The sequence below is a fragment of the Stenotrophomonas sp. GD04145 genome, from assembly GCF_029835135.1.
GTDB lineage: Bacteria > Pseudomonadota > Gammaproteobacteria > Xanthomonadales > Xanthomonadaceae > Stenotrophomonas > Stenotrophomonas maltophilia_P.
The window spans coordinates 159,575-177,767 of record NZ_JAODZG010000005.1; the positions used below are offsets into that span (position 1 = coordinate 159,575).

Annotated in this window: 13 protein-coding genes and 1 pseudogene; 8 read left to right on the forward strand and 6 right to left on the reverse strand. The window is 65.7% G+C overall.

Going from position 1 to position 18,193, the window contains the following annotated elements; genetic code table 11:
* Positions 1-53: 53 nt before the first annotated feature.
* Entirely contained in the window at positions 54-1,334 is a 1,281-nt protein-coding gene (locus N7367_RS04875; RefSeq protein ID WP_279941843.1) for an MFS transporter, read from the forward strand.
* Here N7367_RS04875 and N7367_RS04880 read toward each other — a convergent pair whose 3' ends face one another.
* Positions 1,335-1,796: a bacteriohemerythrin gene (locus N7367_RS04880; protein ID WP_053516564.1), complete on the reverse strand. Its 462-nt coding sequence runs from the start codon at positions 1,794-1,796 to the stop codon at positions 1,335-1,337.
* Positions 1,797-1,882: 86 nt separating this feature from the next.
* A complete protein-coding gene (locus tag N7367_RS04885) occupies positions 1,883-3,226 on the reverse strand; it encodes a diguanylate cyclase (RefSeq protein ID WP_053516566.1) in 1,344 nt (447 codons plus the stop codon).
* Between the two features lie 316 nt (positions 3,227-3,542).
* On the opposite strand from N7367_RS04885, the gene N7367_RS04890 reads away from it, so the two are divergent.
* Entirely contained in the window at positions 3,543-3,995 is a 453-nt protein-coding gene (locus tag N7367_RS04890; protein ID WP_279941844.1) for a hypothetical protein, read from the forward strand.
* A 39-nt stretch (positions 3,996-4,034) separates the two neighbouring features.
* Here N7367_RS04890 and N7367_RS04895 read toward each other — a convergent pair whose 3' ends face one another.
* The 3 genes from N7367_RS04895 to N7367_RS04905 all read right to left on the reverse strand — a co-directional run bounded on the left by N7367_RS04895 (position 4,035) and on the right by N7367_RS04905 (position 8,787).
* Positions 4,035-5,615: an MASE1 domain-containing protein gene (locus N7367_RS04895; RefSeq protein ID WP_279941845.1), complete on the reverse strand. Its 1,581-nt coding sequence runs from the start codon at positions 5,613-5,615 to the stop codon at positions 4,035-4,037.
* Between the two features lie 194 nt (positions 5,616-5,809).
* Complete coding sequence (locus N7367_RS04900) at positions 5,810-7,411, reverse strand: MASE1 domain-containing protein (protein ID WP_111185687.1); 1,602 nt, start codon at positions 7,409-7,411, stop codon at positions 5,810-5,812.
* A gap of 98 nt (positions 7,412-7,509) precedes the next feature.
* Positions 7,510-8,787 (reverse strand): FAD-binding oxidoreductase, encoded by a 1,278-nt coding sequence (locus N7367_RS04905; protein WP_279941847.1) that lies wholly within the window; start codon positions 8,785-8,787, stop codon positions 7,510-7,512.
* Positions 8,788-8,948: 161 nt separating this feature from the next.
* On the opposite strand from N7367_RS04905, the gene N7367_RS04910 reads away from it, so the two are divergent.
* The 3 genes from N7367_RS04910 to N7367_RS04920 all read left to right on the forward strand — a co-directional run bounded on the left by N7367_RS04910 (position 8,949) and on the right by N7367_RS04920 (position 12,306).
* Positions 8,949-9,710 carry a gamma-glutamyl-gamma-aminobutyrate hydrolase family protein gene (locus N7367_RS04910; RefSeq protein WP_065176208.1) on the forward strand — a complete coding sequence of 254 codons (762 nt, stop codon included), beginning with the start codon at positions 8,949-8,951 and terminating at the stop codon, positions 9,708-9,710.
* On the forward strand, positions 9,707-11,104 hold the full coding sequence (locus N7367_RS04915) for a glutamine synthetase family protein (protein WP_065181214.1): 1,398 nt from the start codon (positions 9,707-9,709) through the stop codon (positions 11,102-11,104). Before N7367_RS04910 ends, N7367_RS04915 begins: the two co-directional genes overlap by 4 nt.
* 92 nt (positions 11,105-11,196) lie before the next feature.
* Positions 11,197-12,306, forward strand: a complete 1,110-nt coding sequence (locus tag N7367_RS04920; protein WP_074901055.1) for a polyamine ABC transporter substrate-binding protein — start codon at positions 11,197-11,199, stop codon at positions 12,304-12,306.
* Between the two features lie 26 nt (positions 12,307-12,332).
* On the opposite strand, the gene N7367_RS04925 is transcribed toward N7367_RS04920, so the two are convergent.
* The gene (locus N7367_RS04925; protein WP_279941848.1) at positions 12,333-13,667 is read right to left on the reverse strand and encodes an NAD(P)/FAD-dependent oxidoreductase; all 1,335 of its coding nucleotides are present in this window, start codon (positions 13,665-13,667) and stop codon (positions 12,333-12,335) included.
* 343 nt (positions 13,668-14,010) lie between these two features.
* Between N7367_RS04925 and N7367_RS04930 the strand changes: the two are divergent.
* The 3 genes and pseudogenes from N7367_RS04930 to N7367_RS04940 form a co-directional block, all read left to right on the forward strand.
* Positions 14,011-15,117: pseudogene (locus N7367_RS04930) on the forward strand (HlyD family secretion protein); the annotation flags it as partial.
* Positions 15,114-16,670, forward strand: coding sequence for a DHA2 family efflux MFS transporter permease subunit (locus tag N7367_RS04935; protein ID WP_053516574.1), 1,557 nt, complete (start codon positions 15,114-15,116; stop codon positions 16,668-16,670). The pseudogene N7367_RS04930 and the gene N7367_RS04935, both read left to right, overlap by 4 nt.
* Positions 16,670-18,193: efflux transporter outer membrane subunit (locus N7367_RS04940; RefSeq protein WP_279941849.1), on the forward strand; the 1,524-nt coding region annotated here is incomplete at its 3' end. The genes N7367_RS04935 and N7367_RS04940, both read left to right, overlap by 1 nt.

Sequence of the window (18,193 nt, forward strand, 5' to 3'; positions counted from 1 at the left end):
CCTGCCGGGTCATGCGTGGCAGAATCGGACGATCCGGATTGCCTGCCTTGCCGATGTCGACGATCACCGCTGCCGCGTCACCCGTGAATTCCCCTCGCCGTGTACTGCTGGCCAGCCTGATCGGCACGACCATCGAGTTCTTCGACTTCTACATCTACGCCACCGCCGCGGTGCTGGTGTTCCCGCATCTGTTCTTCCCGGAAAGCAGTGACCAGGCCGCGCTGCTGCAATCCCTGGCCACGTTCGCCGTGGCGTTCATCGCGCGGCCGGTGGGTTCGGCGGTATTCGGCCACTTCGGCGACCGCATCGGCCGCAAGGCCACCCTGGTCGCGGCATTGCTCACCATGGGACTGTCGACTGTCGCAATCGGCCTGCTGCCGACCCATGCGCAGATCGGGCTGTGGGCTCCGGCGCTGCTCGCGCTGTGCCGGTTCGGCCAGGGGCTGGGGCTGGGCGGCGAGTGGGGCGGGGCGGTGCTGCTGGCAACCGAGAACGCACCACCGGGCAAGCGCGCGTGGTACGGCATGTTCCCGCAGCTGGGCGCGCCGCTCGGTTTCCTGCTGTCGGCAGGCATCTTCCTGGTGCTGGGCCGAAGCATGGGGCAGGACGACTTCCTGCAGTGGGGCTGGCGTATTCCGTTCGTGGCCAGCGCATTGCTGGTCGGGCTGGGCCTGTGGGTGCGCCTGAACATCCATGAGACGCCGGACTTCCAGAAGGCGCTGGAACGCAGAGCGCCGGTGCGGCTGCCGATGTGGACGGTGCTGCGCGACCATCCCGTGCCGATGCTGCTGGGTACGCTGGGCGCATTCGCCACCTTCGTGCTGTTCTATCTGATGACGGTATTCAGCCTGGGCCATGGCACGGCGGTACTCGGTTACAGCCGCGAGCAGTTCCTGCTGATGCAGATGGCCGCCATGCTGTTCTTCGCGCTGGGCATCCCGCTGTCGGCGCGCTACGGCGACCGTTGGGGCACCCGCCGGACGATGATCGTGGCCAGCCTGCTGATCCTGGGCTTCGGCCTGCTGTTTGCGCCGTTGTTCCAGCCCGGCAGCCCGTGGCTGGTGCTGGGCTTCCTGTGCCTGGGTCTGTTCCTGATGGGCCTGACCTATGGTCCCTGCGGCACATTCCTGGCCGAGATCTATCCGGTCGAAGTGCGCTATACCGGCGCATCGCTGTCGTTCAATCTGGCCGGCATTCTCGGCGCGGCGCCCGCTCCGTACCTGGCGACCTGGCTGGCCGAGCGCTTCGGCCTGGTCGCGGTCGGCTACTACCTGTGCCTGACCGCGATTGCGACGTTGGCCGCACTGGTGGCACTGCAGCGTCGCGTGCGCTGATCAGCCGAAGATCCGCTTGAGCGTGCGGCCCAGCCAGCCCCCGCCCTGGTGTTCACGGGTGAACTGGTTCAGATGTGACTTGACCTGTTCGGCGTAGGCCTGGTCGTCGCCGCGGATGTGGTTGAACAGCCAGCGCGAGAGCATCGTGCGCAGCTCGTCGCTGATGTCCTCGCCGGCCTGGAACCGCAGCCGGTACTCGGCCACGCGCTTGATGAAGACCTCATGCACGCGCTTGTGGGCAGCGCAGAACGGATAGCCGGCTTCCTCCATCAGCTCTTCTTCGAACGCGAAGTGCGACATGGTGTAATCAACCACCTCGTCGATCACTTCGCCGACAGCAGCACGCTGCATGCTGGCCTGGGCCACATGCAGGTGATTGAGCATCTCGATGATGCGGCGGTGTTGTTGGTCGATCACATCGATGCCGATGTTCAGATCGTCCTGCCAGACCAGTAATGCCATCCCCGGCTCCCCTTCATGCGTGATGTCGGGGCCGACTGTAGGGCTGCTGCCGGCAGGCAGCGTTGATCTGGATCAAAGCGGATCGATCAGGGCAGGGCGGGCTCGCGCGGACGCAGCGGGCTGCCCATGGTGGTGCAGCTGACCCGGTTGCGGCCACCGGCCTTGGCCAGGTACAGCTGACGGTCGGCCTCGGAAATCAGGCGATGCAGCGCATCGCGCTGCGGGCGGAGGCAGCACAGGCCGATGCTGACGGTCATGCGCAGTGTGGCGGTGCCGATATCCACTTCCAGCGCCGCGATGCGCTGGCGGAGTTCCTCGAAGTAGAGCATTGCCTCGTCCTGCTCCATGTCCGGCACCAGCAGGCAGAACTCCTCGCCGCCGAAGCGCGCGATCAAGTCCTGGCTGCGCGCATGCACGGCCACCGCCCCGGCCACGGCACGCAGGGCGTCATCGCCGGCCTCATGGCCGTGCGTATCGTTGATGTGCTTGAAGTGATCGATGTCGATCATCGCCACCGCCACGCTCTGGCCATGGGTCTGCAGCTGGGGCAGCTGGCGCTGGCTCTGTTCCAGGAAGCAGCGGCGGTTGGGCAGGCCGGTCAGGAAGTCCCGGGTGGCCAGATCCTGCAGGGTGCCGATCAGCTCCAGCTGGTCCACGTTCTGCGACACGCGGCAGAAGAATTCCTCGCGCGAGAAGGGCTTGCGCAGGAAGTCGTTGGCGCCGTTCTTCAGGAAGCGCGGAATCAGTGATGCGTCGGTATTGCCGGAAATGCCGATCACCGCCACCTTGTCGCGCGAGCGCAGGGTGCGCAGGCGGCGGGTGAATTCCACGCCCTGCATGCCGGGCATCTCCTGGTCGACCACCGCCAGCCGGATCGCAGGATGGGCCTCGATCGCCGCCAGGCCTTCGTTGCCGTCGGCAGCCTCGTACACTTCGTGGCCGTACATGCGCAGCAGCGCGGCCGCATAGCCGCGTGCCGAGGGCGAATCGTCCACCACCAGCGCGGCGATGCGACGGTTGCGTTCCAGGCGCTGCACCAGCCACACCAGATAGTCGATGCTGCCGGGCGTGTTCTTCAGGACGTAGTCGATGATCTGCTGCTGCAGCACGCGCTTGCGCAGATCCTCGTCATACACGCCACTGACCACCACGGTGGGCAGATCGCGTTTCAGGAAGAATTCGACCACCGCGTCCCTGTCGCCATCGGCCAGAACCAGGCCGGTCAGGACCAGGAACCAGCCGCCGCTCTCATTGAGCAGGCGGTCGGCCTCGGCCAGGGTGGAAGCGACCACGACGGGCAGCTCCAGGCGCTGTTCGATCGCCTCGCGCAGCATGCCGGTGAAGGCACGGGAGTTTTCGACCAGCAGGATCCGCTGCGGAAGCGGATCGGCGAGGTCGCCATCGACGGCGGCCTGCGGCAGGACGGGCATGATGCGGAGGCTCACGTCAGGGAAGTCTTGGCACGGGTAGCGGCGGTTTCGGCCGTAACTTTAGTGGTGGTACCGCATGCGTTGTCATCGCGTGAACGCCGGCTGACACGTTCAGTGTCGGGGCCCGACGAGCGGAGTGGCGGAAGTTCTGCTCGTGGCGCTGGTGCTGGATGATGGTTATGCTGGCTGCGCCACCCTGCCGGCGGCCTGAGGTTGACTCCGTCCGGCTGAGGCAGCCCGCAAGCGAGGCCGAGAGCCCATCCAGTCACGGGGTGGCGAAGTGAGTTTGCCTGGCGTTGTCCAACCGAACACGGGGGTGAGTGTGAATTTCTCTGGTCTGCGTTTTTTGATGCCTGCAATGACTCTGTTGTCCGCACCTGCCGTCGCCGAGGCGGCATGCTGCCCGAGTGACGACAACGGAACACATATGGCTCAGGCGGGGCTTGGTGAGTCCCGTCCAGCAGCGACGAATCTGAGTGCAGATCCGAACTGGCTGGTGTATGGGTTCGAGCGTGAGGGAATCAACTATTATCAGGTGAATGACCTCTCCGGACAGGTCCTGCTGATAATCGGCAAGGTTGACACCACGTTCTGGACGCTCCCGGCCGGCAAAAGTCCGATTGCCGTGTCTTTGCCGTCGCAGCGGCTGGCATTGCCGGAAAAGTCCCAGCGGCATGTGGTACTCAGGCAAGCCGAGTTCTCGCTGGTCGTCTATGGTGCTGGTAGCAACGCAACGTGGGCGATCGAACTGCCGGCTACGAGCCGCTGAAGCACGATCTTTTCCTTGATCGAGGCGGATGAGTGAGAGTCAGGTGATGTCGGCGCGAGCAATCCACGCTGCATGCGTGCTGCCGTGGGTTGCACCCGTGGCCGTTTCCTGCAGTAGCACTCTTACGCGGTTTTGACGTGTCTGCACTTTACCGCCATAGGCCAGTGCACGTGAACTCAGGCGCTCGACGATCAGTTTTGCGGTTTCCAGCGACAAGTGGCGATCTCTGTCCAACAGAGATGCACTGATCAGGATGCCCTGTTGACCATGCAGGCTGCCGCAGCGTGCTTGGATCTGGATCTGCCCCCGTTCGTGTTTGAGCAGCAGTGCGACCGTTTCGGTAAGGGTTCGATAGGCAGCAAGCTGCAGTGCAATGCTCAGCCTGCAGGGGTCGCCCGTCATGCGGGGGAGCGCAACCCTGCTGGTCCGGTCCCAGTTTTCGCTGATGCCGCTGACCTGCAGGGCAACATACAACCCGACCTGCTCGACTTCGGTTGGATACACCAGGCTTGTGAGTTCACGGAACTGGCGTGAATGTGTCGTCGAGGTGTGCAGCAGATCCATTGCAGGTGCATGGTGTCCGTGCATTTTCAGAAGATCGGCAGTCTGGTTCAGTGATTTCTCGACGCCGTCTGCGATCTTCCTGAGATCAAGCGCCCGCTGCCTCAGATCGAGTTCGCTGGCCATATGAGCAGTTCTCGAAAGTCTGGCCGTCTGACTCCCATCCAGATCATGGCGCGCATGCTGATGATAGTGCTGAGTGATGCGGGAACCGAGTAGAAGAAGCGCCGTCCCTGCAACGGCAATGAGCTGCTGCATCATGAATGTTCGCTGGTCGAACGAACCAGGCAGTCCTGATGCTGGTGTTGTCATTGCAATCACTATGTTCAACAGCGGAACACCCACAGCTGCTCCTCGCCAGCCATGGATGCAGGTCAAGGCAACAACCGGCAAAGCCATCACCAGTTGCAGGGATGTCTTGGTGGCATCTGGGAGCTCGACACCCGAGGCCATGAATGCGCCCAGTGATATCAGTAGTGTCAATGCGGCTACGGTAGGCGCGTGCTTCCAAAACTTCCACTCGTACAGTGACCGGCGCCGGATCCAGAGCAGTGCGAGTGGGGCGACAGTCAGTATTGCGATGTAATCACCGAGCACGAAGCGGACAGCTCGTGTCGCAAATGGCACGGAAGACGGGTTCTCGGAGAGCAGGTGGGCCAAGCCCAGTTTCAATGCGGTGGCGATGAGCGCGGCGGAAACCGCCATCGAGAAAAGCCAGCCCTCCGTTGTCGCGGTCATGAATCTGCGATGCGCCCGCACGACCAAGGCTACCGCTGGCATGAGGAACACGGAGCCCAGGATCACCCAAGCCAGCCCATACTTCCCGATGAGTGGATATCGCATCTGGGCAAAGTAAGCATATTCGCCAAGCAGCAGATAGGGCCAGAGGCGGGGAGGGCAGAGCAGCAGCGCAGCGACCCGTATGCCTGCCGGCAGGTAAAACTGGTCGAGCGAGACCTGACGAGCGGCCCAGCACGTGACGGCGTACATCCCAGCGATGAAAAGTCCGATGGGGCGTATCCGGAAGCTCAGCTCGACATCGTTCTTCCACCAGTTCAATCCCAAGCCTCCCTTGCTCGTACCATGGTGGCGTTCCATCCACTCTGGACGTCTACACCTCTGGCGACAGTATCGGCAGATTCCCGCCTACGCAATCGGATCTCTTCTTCGTTACCTGGCTCTTTGCCGCCGACACCAGTTCAGCACTGCTGCGAATTAGTGACATCCATCGCGCTTTGACTGGCAATTCTATGTCAGGTTGCAGATTGCCGACCTTGGTCGAACGGCCACGGCGCATCTGGACAGTGTGCTGCCAGAGGGGCCTGCGGATAGGTGGCCAGCCCATCCAGCAAGGCGATCCGGATCCTGTTTTTCTGAACATCGACGACCCCGGAATAGGCGACGATCCGGCCCAATAGCTGTGAACGGACCAGTTCCTGAGTCTGTTGCGAAAGCGCATGGTGAGGATCGACAAGAGCGGCGGAAATCAGTACTCCGTGCATCTGTCTGAAGACGCCGCACCTGATGCGCACGGAGATCTGACCGGGCTCATACCTGAGCAGCAACGATACGGCCTCAACCACGGTCCGGTATGCGGCCAGCTGCAGATCCACTCCCAACTGACATGGGTCGCCCGTCAGCCGGGGCTGCGTAACCCGGTGCGTATTGTCCCATGCCTCCCGCACGCCACCTGCACGAAGAGCGACGTAAAGCCCGAGACGCTCCAGGGCGGATGGGTAGATCATGCTCGCCTGCGCGCGGAATTGGCGCGAATGGACTTCTGATGTGTGTTTCAGGCTGTTGGCGACAGCGTGGTGCCCTTGCGCGTGCAGCCAGTTCACCATCTCGTTGAGCGACAGGTCCATCCCCTCGCCCAGCCTGCGCAGGTGCGCCGCTCGCTCTCGCAGATCCATTTCGCTGGCCATGTGCGTACTGCGGGCCAGTTTCATCGAGTTTCTGCCGTCTTCCTCACGCAGCCGATGCTGGCTCTGGAAATGCGTGATGCGCGCACCCAGCAACAACAGGGCGACGCTGGCGATGGCCATGGCCTGCTGGGTGGCAAAGGTCGCCTGATCGAATGATGCGGGGTGGTCAGAAGGGGTGCTCAGACCAAGAATCATGTTCACTGCGGCGACACCGACGGCCGCCCCTCGCCATCCCAGCAGGCAGGTCAGGGCGATTGCGGGAATAGGCAGGATCAACAACAACTGCAGCGAGCCAGGGGCCGTGATCGAGGCGGGTACCGGCGTCGCCTGCAGGCCAATGACCAGCATGGCTACTAGTGCTCCGACTGTGGCCGCAACGGACCGGGGTGTCCATTGTTCCTCGGCGCGACGGATCCAGAGCAGCGCGAGTGGCGCCAGGATGAGGATCCCAGTGAAGTCGCCCAGCGCATAGCGCATTACGTTGGTGATAAACGACGCGTTATGCAGCGGCTCCCAGAGCAGGTACGAGATTCCGAGGTTGAGCAGGCTGATGATCGTCGCGGCACAGACCGCGATCGAGATCACGCCGAGGACCGTGGTGCGCGCAAGCAACTTCTGGTGCATGCGTACGATCAGCATCACTGCCGGCATGAGAAATGCCGAGGCCAGAAGCACCCATGCCAACCCGTATTTTTCGAGCAGCGGAATCCGCAGATGGGCGAAGTAGGCGTACTCGCCCAGCAACAGGTAAGGCCACAGGCGCGGTGGACAGAGCAGCAAGGCGGCCACACGCACACCTGCCGGCAGGTAGAACTGGTCTACCGAAAGTTTGCGCGTGGCCACGCAGGCGACGGCATAGATGAGCATCAGCACCAGTCCCTGGGGACTGATCCGGATGTTCACCGGTAGACCTTCCTTCCACCACTGCATCCACGTGCTCCCCCTGCTCCTGTGCAGATTATGCAAACAATCGGTGTGAAGGGATCAAGTCGCACTGCCGTGGAGTCCCGTCAAGGGCGCTGATATCGTCACCACAACGCATCCCGCAGCCTGTACCACGACATCGCAGCCACCAGCAGCGGCATGCGCAGCAGGCGCCCGCCCGGGAACGGCGCGTGCTTCAGGCGCTGGAACACGTCCAGGCGCTCGCTCTGGCCGGCGATTGCCGCAGCGATCACGTCACCCGCCAGTCCGGCTGCCGCCACGCCGTGGCCGGAGAATCCCTGCGCGAAGTACAGATTGCCGTCCAGCCGTCCCCAATGCGGGGCGCGGTTGCGGGTGATGTCGACATAGCCGCCCCAGACCTGATCGAGAGCGACGTCGGCCAGCTGCGGAAAAACCGCGTGCATGCGTCGCTGCATCACTCCGCGCAGCCCGGGCGGCGGTAGCGCCGAGTAGCTGGCGCGGCCCCCGAACAGCAGACGGTGGTCGTGGCTCAGGCGGAAATAGTCCAGCGCCCAGGCAGTGTCTGCTACTGCCATGTCATTACGGATCAGGGTGCGGGCCCGTTCGGGGCCGAGGCACGCACTGGCACCGATATAGGTGCCTACCGGCATGATGCGGTGCTCCAGCACTGGCAGCAGGCCCTGCAGCCAGGCATTGCCGGCGATCACCAGATGCGCGGCGCTGACGCTGCCGTGCGCGGTGTGCAGGGCCGGGCGAGGCCCGCGCTGCACGCGGGTGACCGCAGAGTTCTCGTGGATGACCACCCCGGCCGCGCGCGCTGCGTCGGCCAGGCCGCGCGCATACGCCAGGGGGTGCAGGTGCGCGCTGAGTGGATCGAACATGGCCGCGCGATAGCGCGGGCTGTCCAGCTGCCCACGCAGTGTCTGCCGATCCCACCACTGCATCGGGTAATCGTATTGCTGTTGCAGGTGCTCGCAGTGGGCACGCAGCTCGCGCTCGTGGCGGGCACGGATGGCGACGCTGGCGTGGCCCTCACGCCAATGGCAGTCGATGCCGTAGCGGTCGATGCGGGTGCGCATGGCCTGCACGGCGTCACGTGACCAGTCGAACAGATGGCGGGCATCGTCCCGGCCCAGCTGCCGTTCCAGTTCGTCCACCTCGCAGCCATAGCCCACCAGCGCTTGGCCACCGTTGCGACCGGACGCGCCCCAGCCGATCCGCTGGGCGTCCAGCAGGACCACGTGCTGGCCGCGTGAGGCCAGTTCCAGCGCCGCCGTCAGGCCCGTGTAGCCTGCACCGAGCACTGCGACATCGGCCTGCACGTCGCCCTGCAACGGAGGCAGGGCGGCCGGCTCCGGCAGGCTGGCGGCATACCAGCTGGCTGGAAAGGCGGACGTCACTGCGGGCCTCGCGGGCGCAGGGTGGGAAGACGGGGCGGAGGAGGTTGATCGGCGTTCACGCCCCCAGTTTCGCCGATACTTGGCACCTCGCGCGTGATGGCGACGACTTGCCGCACTCGCGCACCTGCGGGTAACGTGTCTGCACGCCAAGGAGTTTCCCCATGCGTCGCCTGCCCTGGGTGGGCCTTCCCACCGACAGTACGGTGCTTGGCCATCATCGCTTTGCGGTGGCCGGCGAGAAGTATGTCCGCGCCCTGGCCGAGGCAGCGGAGGTCACGCCGCTGGTGCTGCCCAGCCTGCAGCCGCCGCTGCCGGCGCGCGATTGGCTGCAGGGCCTCGACGGTCTGCTGCTGACCGGTGCGGTCAGCAACATCGAGCCGCAGCATTACGACGGTGGCCGCAGCTGGCCCGGCAATGCGCATGATCCTGCGCGCGATGCCAATGCCTTCGCACTGCTGGACGAGGCGCTGGCGATGGACCTGCCGGTGCTGGCGATCTGCCGTGGCTTCCAGGAATTGAACGTCGCCCTGGGAGGCAGCCTGCATCCACAGGTCCATCGGGTACCCGGGCTGGCCGATCATCGCGAAGATCCGCAGGCGCCCGTGGACGTGCAGTACGGGCCGTCCCACGCGGTCACACTGGTGGCGGATGGGTGGCTGGCGGACTGGCACGGCGAGGGGAGGGTGCAGGTCAATTCGGTGCACGGCCAGGGCATTGCCCGCCTGGCCAGCGGCCTGCAGGTCGAGGCCCGCGCCGATGACGGGCTGGTCGAGGCGGCACGCAGCCCGCGCCACCGCTTCGTGCTCGGCGTACAGTGGCACCCGGAGTGGCGCGTCATGCAGGCGCCGTTCTATCACGCTATTTTCCGTGCGTTCGGCCAAGCTTGCCGGCAGCATCAACAGAACCAACTGGATTCCCGATGAGTTCCCGAACGCGCCCGCGCAAGACGGCAACGCCCCCCGCACCGCAGGAGAGCAGCCTGCTGCGCTGGCTGAAGGAGCGGCGTATCACCGAAGTCGAATGCCTGGTGCCCGACATCACCGGCAACGCGCGCGGCAAGATCATTCCCGCCGACAAGTTCTCGCACGACTATGGTACCCGCCTGCCCGAGGGCATCTTCGCGACGACGGTGACCGGCGAGTTTCCGGATGACTACTACGAACTGACCTCGCCGTCGGACTCGGACATGATGCTGCGCCCGGATCCGGATACCGTGCGCATGGTGCCGTGGGCCGCCGATGCCACCGCGCAGATCATCCATGACTGCTACACCAAGAATGGCGAGCCGCATGAGCTGGCGCCGCGCAATGTGCTGCGTCGCGTGCTGGCGGCCTACGCCGAGCTGGGCCTGCGCCCGGTGGTGGCGCCGGAACTGGAGTTCTTCCTGGTGCAGAAGAACACCGACCCGGATTTCCCGCTGCTGCCGCCTGCCGGCCGCTCCGGTCGCCCGGAAACAGCGCGGCAGTCGTATTCGATCGATGCGGTCAACGAGTTCGACCCCATCCTCGACCTGATGTACGACTACGCCGATGCCATGAAGCTGGACGTGGACACGCTGATCCACGAATCCGGCGCGGCACAGCTGGAAGTCAACTTCACCCACGCCGATGCGATGGATCTGGCCGACCAGGTTTTCCTGTTCAAGCGCACCATGCGCGAGGCGGCGATGCGCCACGGCGTGTACGCCACTTTCCTGGCCAAGCCGATGGAGAACGAACCGGGCAGCGCCATGCACATCCACCAGAGCCTGGTGCGGGTGAGCGATGGCAGCAACGTGTTCGCCGGTGAGACCGATGCCGAAGGCGAGTTCAGCCCGGTGTTCGGCCATTATCTTGGGGGGCTGCAGAAGTATGCGCCGCAGGCGATGGCGTTCTTCGCGCCGAACGTCAATTCCTATCGCCGGCTGGTGTTCGGCGAGGTGTCGCCGAGCAACGTGCACTGGGGCTTCGACAACCGCACCTGCGGCCTGCGCGTGCCGCTGGATACACCGGAGAACATGCGGGTGGAGAGCCGATTCGCGGGCTCCGACGCCAATCCCTACCTGGCGATGGCCGCCACCCTGGCCTGTGGCCTGCTCGGCATCCGCGAGCGGCTGGCGCCGGATGCGCCGGTCACCGGCAGCGCCAAGGAACTGGGCTACAACCTGCCGCGCTCGCTGGGCGAAGCGCTGGACGGGCTTGAGCGCTGCGGCGAACTGCAGGCGCTGCTGGGCGAGCGCTTCTGCCGGGCCTACATCTCGGTCAAGCGCAAGGAGTACGAGACCTTCTTCCGTGTCATCAGCTCGTGGGAGCGCGAGTTCCTGCTGCTGAACGTGTGAAAGCGTGGAATAGAAAAATCCGCCGCCGGGGGGTAGGCTGGCATCCGTCGCCGGCCCGAGCCGGCCCCCCTCCCCGCATTCTGGAGCACCCGATGAAGCTGCGTATCCTCACGCTCGGCCTGGCCTCCGCCATGCTCGCCGCCTGTGGCGGTGGCAACGGTGGCAGTCAGGACAGCCAGGTCCTGAACGTCTACAACTACAGCGATTACATTGCCGAGGACACCATCCCGACCTTCGAGAAGGAAACCGGGATCAAGGTGACCTACGACGTGTTCGACAGCGATGAGATGGTCGAGACCAAGCTGCTGGCCGGCAACAGCGGCTACGACGTGGTGGTGCCGACGCTGAACTTCTTCGGCCGGCAGATCCAGGCGGGCGTGTTCCTGCCGCTGGACAAGAGCAAGATCCCGAACCTGGCCAATCTGGACCCGGCGGTGATGAAGCGCATCGCCACCCAGGATCCGGACAACCGCTACGGCGTGCCGTACATGGTGGGCACCACCGGCATCGGCTACAACGTGGACATGCTGAAGGAGCGTTTCGGCGGCAGCGCCGACATCGCCAACAGCTGGGACCTGGTGTTCAAGCCGGAGAACATCAGCAAGATGAAGGACTGCGGCGTGACCATCCTGGACACGCCGGCCGACATGATCCCGATCGCACTGCACTACCTGGGCCTGGACCCGCACAGCGGCGATCCGGCCGAGCTGCAGAAGGCGGCCGACCTGTTGAAGTCGATCCGCCCGTACGTGCAGAACTTCCACTCCTCGCAGTACGTCGGTTCGCTGGCCAACGGCGGCACCTGCCTGGTGGTCGGCTGGTCGGGTGACATCATCCAGGCCCGCGACCGCGCCGAGGAGGCCAGCAACGGCGTGCATGTCGCCTATTCGATTCCGAAGGAAGGCGCACCGCAGTGGTTCGACATGCTGGCGATCCCAAAGGACGCCAAGCATCCGGAAGCCGCTTACAAGTTCATCAATTACCTGCTGGAGCCGAAGGTCGCTGCGGCCAATACCAACTTCATCCACTACGCCAACCCGGTGCCGACCGCGACCCCGCTGGTGGACGAGGCGATCCGTACCGACCCGACCATCTACCCGCCGGCCGATGTGGCCGCGAAGATGTTCACCTATTCGATCAACACCCCGGAGACGGACAAGCTGTACACCCGTCTGTGGACCGAGGTGAAGACCGGCAGGTAGTACCGGCCGCTGGCCGGCAAACCGGCTCAGGCAGCGCTGCGGCACCGCTCAAGGTGCCGCAGGATGTCCGGTAGCAGGTCGCGTGCATCACGGCCTCCGTTGCACAGGAACGACGAACTCATCCGCTGCAGGTTGTGCATGCCGATGAAGAACAGTCCTGGCTCGGGTGACACCCCGAACTCGCCCCGCGGATAACCATGCGCATCCAGCGCGCCGTCCACGGCCAGCCATGGCCATTCGGCGACAAAGCCGGTGGCCAGCACCACCGACCGGATGCCTGCGCTCTGCAGGTCCAGGAAGGAGGGCGACGACGGCAGCTCCCAGTCCAGGTAGACCTCCTCGGGAATGTAGCGGGCGTCGTCCGTGCGCGGTTCCGGTCGCGTGGCGTAGTACGCACTGGCCAGCCCGTCGAGGTAGGCGAACTCGGCCCGCGTGGCGTCGATTGCACGGCGCAGTTGCGGCTGTACGTCGGCGAAGCTGCACGCATGACCGCTCAGCTGCTGCAGGCGCCCGAGCAGCGCGATGCCGTCGCGGTGCATGCTCATCAGGCTGATCGAGCTGCCACGGCCACCATTGCCCTTGCCGGATATCAACGGAAATTCCGCTGTCCTGGCCTTCCGCAGCGCATCGGGTTCGCCAGCGAGCACGCCGGCCGATTCGCTCACATGCTGATGGATACGCCCGGCCATGTCCCACCAGAGCATCGAGTCCTTGCCACGCAGGCGGCGCGTATGTGATGGACGGTCGGCCAGTGACCAGTAGACCCTTCGCCCGCTGGCATGCAGGTCCTGGGCGATCTGCGCGCCCGACTGCCCCCCACCGATCACCAGCACCGCGCCTTCGGCCAGCTGGCCGGCATTGCGGTACTGGCCCGAATGCAGCACGGTGAGCGTTGCGCTGGGTGCGAAGGGAACCCGCGGCATGCGGGCCCGGCGATACTCCCCGGTGGCCACCACCACCGACCGTGCGTGGATGCGGCCCTGATCGGTGGTGACCGCATAGCCGCCCGCAGCGGGAGCGACCCGCTGGACCGTGCAGCCTTCCTTCACCGGCAACGCGCGCGCCTGTGCGTAGCCGGCAAGCATGTCGATGACGTCCGGAGCGGTCATGAAGCCCTCCGGATCGTCGCCGGCATAAGCGTGATCATGCAGCGCCATGGTCATGTTGGCGGTGTTGACCTGGAAGGCGTCCCAGCGCCGTCGCCAGCTGGCACCCACGTGTTCCGATTCCAGCACCAGATGCTCGACGCCGGCCTCCTGCAGGACCGCGCTTGTTGACAGTCCGGCCTGACCGGCCCCGATGACGACGACGTCCAAGGGGCGCAAGGGTGATGCAGCAGTGTGGGCAGCAGGTGCGGGCATGGAGAGGGCAGATCCTTTGGCGGATGGCCACGATTCCGCCGCGCTGGTGGGCATCGGTCAATGATTGCGACTCCAAAAAGCGTTGCAGATACCTGTACGGCTGCTGTGGTGCGGGTCTGGCGGTCATGGCGGCATGCCTTGCAGCGTCCGGGTGCAGGACTATCGCGACATGCGCCGCGCGCAGATCCGCGCAGGGAAGGGCGCGGGAGGCACTTTCACTCCGCGTCCGCACGTCCTCCCCTACCGTCCCGTATGGCACGACCACCGCCACGACGAGACAATGACCGACCACCCCTCGCGCACCGATGCCCCCACCGACGAAGCCCCCTCCACCCACGAGGACAAGCCTTCGCCGCTGAAAAACCCCAAAGTCCGCTGGACGCTGGCCATCATCGGCGTCGTCGTGGTCATCGCCCTGGTTGCCTGGCTGATCTACCACCTGCTGGTCGGCCGCTACCTGCAGGACACCAACAACGCCTATCTGCAGGCCGACGCTGTCGCGGTCGCTCCGCGCATCAACGGTTACGTCACCGAAGTGCTGGTGCAGGACAACCAGTGGGTCAAGGCCGGCGAACCGCTGCTGCGCATCGACCCGCGTACCTACCGTGCCACGCTGGACCAGGCCGAGGCCGTGATCGCCGTGCGCGAAGCCGACATCGCCGCTGCTGCCGCGGGGGTGCAGGGCCAGCAGTCCAGCCTGCTGCAGGCACGGACCCAGCTCACCGCGGCCGCCGCCTCGCTGCGTTTCGGCCGGTCAGAGCTGGCGCGCTTCACCCCGCTGGCGGCCAGTGGTGCCGACACCCATGAACACGTTGAAAGCCTGCGCCACGATGTCGAGCGCGCCCAGGCCCAGTACGACGCGGCCAAGGCACAGATCCAGGGCGCGCAGAGCCAGATCGAAGCCAGCCAGGCCCAGCTCGAGCAGGCCCAGGCCGGACTGAAACAGGCGCAGGCCGACGCTGCGCAGGCCAGAGTGGCGTTTGAGGACACCGAGCTGCGCGCGCGCATCGATGGCCGTGTCGGCAACAAGACCGTGCAGGTCGGCCAGTTTGTTGCTGCCGGTACCCGCACCATGACCATCGTGCCGGTTGCTTCGCTGTACCTCGTCGCCAATTTCAAGGAAACCCAGGTGGGCCTGATGCGCGCCGGCCAGGCGGCCGAAATCAAGGTCGATGCGTTGCCAGGCACCCCATTGCGCGGCACGGTGGAGAGCATTTCGCCGGGTACCGGCTCGCAGTTCGCGCTGCTGCCGCCACAGAACGCCACCGGCAACTTCACCAAGGTCGTGCAGCGCGTGCCGGTGCGCATCCGGGTGGACGCAGGTGCCGAAGCACGCAAGGTGCTGGTGCCGGGCATGTCGGTGGAAGTGACCGTCGATACCCGCAATGCAAAGGATGCGCGCGAGCGCACCCAGGACGAGGCCGAGGCCATGGCCGCGCCGGCGCGATGAACGCCACCCGTGCCCACGCAGCACCTGTCGCCGGAGGCAAGGCGGATGCCGCGGCCTGGCTGGCCGTGGCGGCCGGCACCATCGGTTCGTTCATGGCTACGCTGGACATCTCCATCGTCAACGCCGCGTTGCCCACCATCCAGGGCGAAGTGGGCGCCAGCGGCACCGAAGGCACCTGGATCTCCACCGCCTTCCTTGTCTCGGAAATCGTGATGATTCCGCTGACCGGCTGGTTCGTGCGCACGCTGGGCCTGCGCACTTTCCTGCTGATCTGCGCCACGCTGTTCACTGCCTTCTCAGTGATGTGCGGCCTGGCCGATTCGTTGCCGATGATGATCGCCGGACGGGTAGGGCAGGGTTTTGCCGGTGGTGCGCTGATCCCGACCGCGCTGACCATCGTCGGCACGCGGCTGCCGCCGAAGCAGCAGCCGCTGGGCACGGCGCTGTTCGGCATGACCGTCATCCTGGGCCCGGTGATCGGCCCCTTGCTGGGCGGCTGGTTGACCGAGAACGTCAGCTGGCACTACGCGTTCTTCATCAACGTGCCGATCTGCGCCGGCCTGGTTGCCCTGCTGCTGCTCGGCCTTCCGCATGAAACGTCTGATTGGGGTGGGCTGCTGCGCGCAGACTGGCTGGGCATCGTCGGCATGACCGCCGGCCTGTCCGCGCTTACCGTGGTGCTGGAAGACGGCCAGCGCGAGCGCTGGTTCGAATCGACGATGATCGTGGTTCTCAGCATCGTCTCGGTGCTGGGCTTCGCGCTGCTCGCGCTTTCGCAGTTCACCAGCAAGGCGCCGGTCATCCGCCTCAACATCCTGTTCCAGCGCAGTTTCGGCGCAGTGTTCGTGATGGTGATGGCGGTGGGCATGATCCTGTTCGGGGTCATGTACATGATCCCGCAGTTCCTGGCGATCATCGCCGGCTACAACACCGAGCAGGCCGGCTATGTGCTGCTGCTGGCCGGCCTGCCGACCATCCTGCTGATGCCGTTGATGCCGAAGATGCTGGAAACGGTCGACGTACGCATCATGGTGTTCGGCGGCATGCTGTGCTTCGCCGCTGCCTGCTTCGTCAATCTGGGGCTGACTCCGGACAGCATCGGCCCGCACTTCGTCATAGGCCAGCTGCTGCAGGGCTGTGGGCTGGCGTTGGCGATGATGGCGTTGAACCAGGCGGCCATCACCTCGGTGCCGCGCGAGTACACCAGCGATGCGTCCGGCCTGTTCAACGCCGCGCGCAATCTCGGCGGCTCGATCGGGCTGGCCATCATTTCCACTTTCCAGGAACGCCGCACCACCCTGCACATCGATGCGATCGGCAGCAGCGTTACCGCAAACTCGACCATCGCACAGGACGCGCTGCATGCCTACGGCCAGCAGCTGGGCGACGCCACCCAGGCGATGGCCGTGCTGGCGCAGACGGTGCAGATGCAGGCGATGGTGATGGCCTACAACGACCTGTTCTGGATCTTCGGCCTGATCGTGGTGGCCACCCTGCCGCTGGTCTTCCTGCTCAAGCCCCTGCCCAAGGGCGTTCCATTGGCGATGCACTGATGACTTCGACGACCTTGCCCGTTTCCCCCCTTCTGCGCCGGCTGTGCCCGGCCACCCTGCCGCTGCTGCTGGCGGGCTGCATGGTGGGGCCGGATTACGTGAAACCGGACGTGGCCACGGTCGCTACCGCGCAGGCGCAGCTCCCACGCGCGGCGCAGGCCGGCGTGCAGCCCGCCAGCCCGCCCAGCCAGTGGTGGCGCGCGCTCAACGATCCGCTGCTGGACCAGCTGGTGGACGAAGCGCTGCGCAACAGCCCCAACCTGCGCGCCGCCCAGGCCAAGCTGCTGGCCTCGCGCGCGCTGCAGCGACAGCGCCGCGCCGAGCAGCTGCCCAGCGTGGGCGCGGCGGCGGGCTACGCCAACATCAAGGCACCGGATTCGCTGGAAAACAGCGTGCGCGGTCTGGGCGAGAACATCGCCGGCGTGGCCGAGGCCAACGGCCGTCCGCAGGAGGCGGCGCAGCTGCGCCAGCAGTTCGCCGATATCGATCTGGACACCGAGCTGTACGTGGCCGGCTTCGACGCCAGTTGGGAACTGGACCTGTTCGGCCGCCGACGCCGCGCGGCCGAGCAGGCCGCCGCCGAAGCCGAGGCCAACGCCGCAGCACTGGCCGATGCGCAGGTGCAGCTTGCCGCGGAACTGACCCAGGTCTACCTCGGCTACCGCAGCAGCCGCGAGCGTATCGCCCTGGCCGAGCACAACCTCCGAGCCGCCGATGAAAGCCTGCAGCTGACCCGTCAGCGCCGCCAACGCGGTGCGGATTCGGACCTGCAGGTGGAGCGCGCGCAGGCCCAGCTGCAACAGCAGCAGGCTGCGCTGCCGCCGCTACAGGCACAGGCCGACGAAGCCCGGGATGTGCTGGCCCTGATGGTAGGCCGCGAGCCGGGGGCGCTGGATGCGCGGTTGGCGGCAGACCAGCCGCTGCCGGTGCTGCCGGCCAGCGTCCCGGTGGACGATGCGGGCGCGTTGATCCAGCGCCGGCCGGATGTGCGCAAGGCTGAGCGCGAGCTGGCGGCATCCTCGGCGCAGATCGGCCAGGCGATCTCGGCGTATTTTCCGCAGGTGACCCTGCTGGGCAGCATCGGCGCGGGCGCCACCTCGGTTTCCGACCTGGGGCGGGATTCAGCCGCCACCATCGTCGCCCCGTTCCTGCGCTGGTCGCTGTTCGACTTCGGCGTGAACAAGGCCCGTGTGGCCCAGGCTCGGGCCGGCAATGAGGCCCGGTTGGCGGCCTACGAGGGCACGGTGCTGGCTGCACTGCAGGATGCCAACACCGCGTTGGCGCGCTTCGGTGCGGCCCGGCAGCAACTGCAGGCCAGTGTCCGCGCCGAGGCTTCGGCGGATCGCTCGCTCGCGCTGATGAGCCAGCGTCGACAGGCGGGTGCCACCTCGCAGATCGATCTGCTGGACGTACAGCGCCAGCGATTGCAGGCGCAGGATGCCGCCGCCCAGGCGCGGCTGCAGTTGCTGGTGCGGTATGTGGCGTTGCAGAAGAGCCTGGGGCTGGGCTGGCAGGAGGCGCCG

Excerpts from the sequence above, each read along its gene's own strand:
- N7367_RS04925 (WP_279941848.1), bottom strand. The coding sequence starts at position 13,667 with ATGCCCGCACCTGCTGCCCACACTGCTGCATCACCCTTGCGCCCCTTG.
- N7367_RS04885 (WP_053516566.1), bottom strand. The coding sequence starts at position 3,226 with ATGCCCGTCCTGCCGCAGGCCGCCGTCGATGGCGACCTCGCCGATCCG.
- N7367_RS04920 (WP_074901055.1), top strand. The coding sequence starts at position 11,197 with ATGAAGCTGCGTATCCTCACGCTCGGCCTGGCCTCCGCCATGCTCGCC.
- N7367_RS04900 (WP_111185687.1), bottom strand. The coding sequence starts at position 7,411 with ATGCAGTGGTGGAAGGAAGGTCTACCGGTGAACATCCGGATCAGTCCC.
- N7367_RS04910 (WP_065176208.1), top strand. The coding sequence starts at position 8,949 with ATGCGTCGCCTGCCCTGGGTGGGCCTTCCCACCGACAGTACGGTGCTT.
- N7367_RS04935 (WP_053516574.1), top strand. The coding sequence starts at position 15,114 with ATGAACGCCACCCGTGCCCACGCAGCACCTGTCGCCGGAGGCAAGGCG.
- N7367_RS04915 (WP_065181214.1), top strand. The coding sequence starts at position 9,707 with ATGAGTTCCCGAACGCGCCCGCGCAAGACGGCAACGCCCCCCGCACCG.
- N7367_RS04875 (WP_279941843.1), top strand. The coding sequence starts at position 54 with ATGTCGACGATCACCGCTGCCGCGTCACCCGTGAATTCCCCTCGCCGT.
- N7367_RS04880 (WP_053516564.1), bottom strand. The coding sequence starts at position 1,796 with ATGGCATTACTGGTCTGGCAGGACGATCTGAACATCGGCATCGATGTG.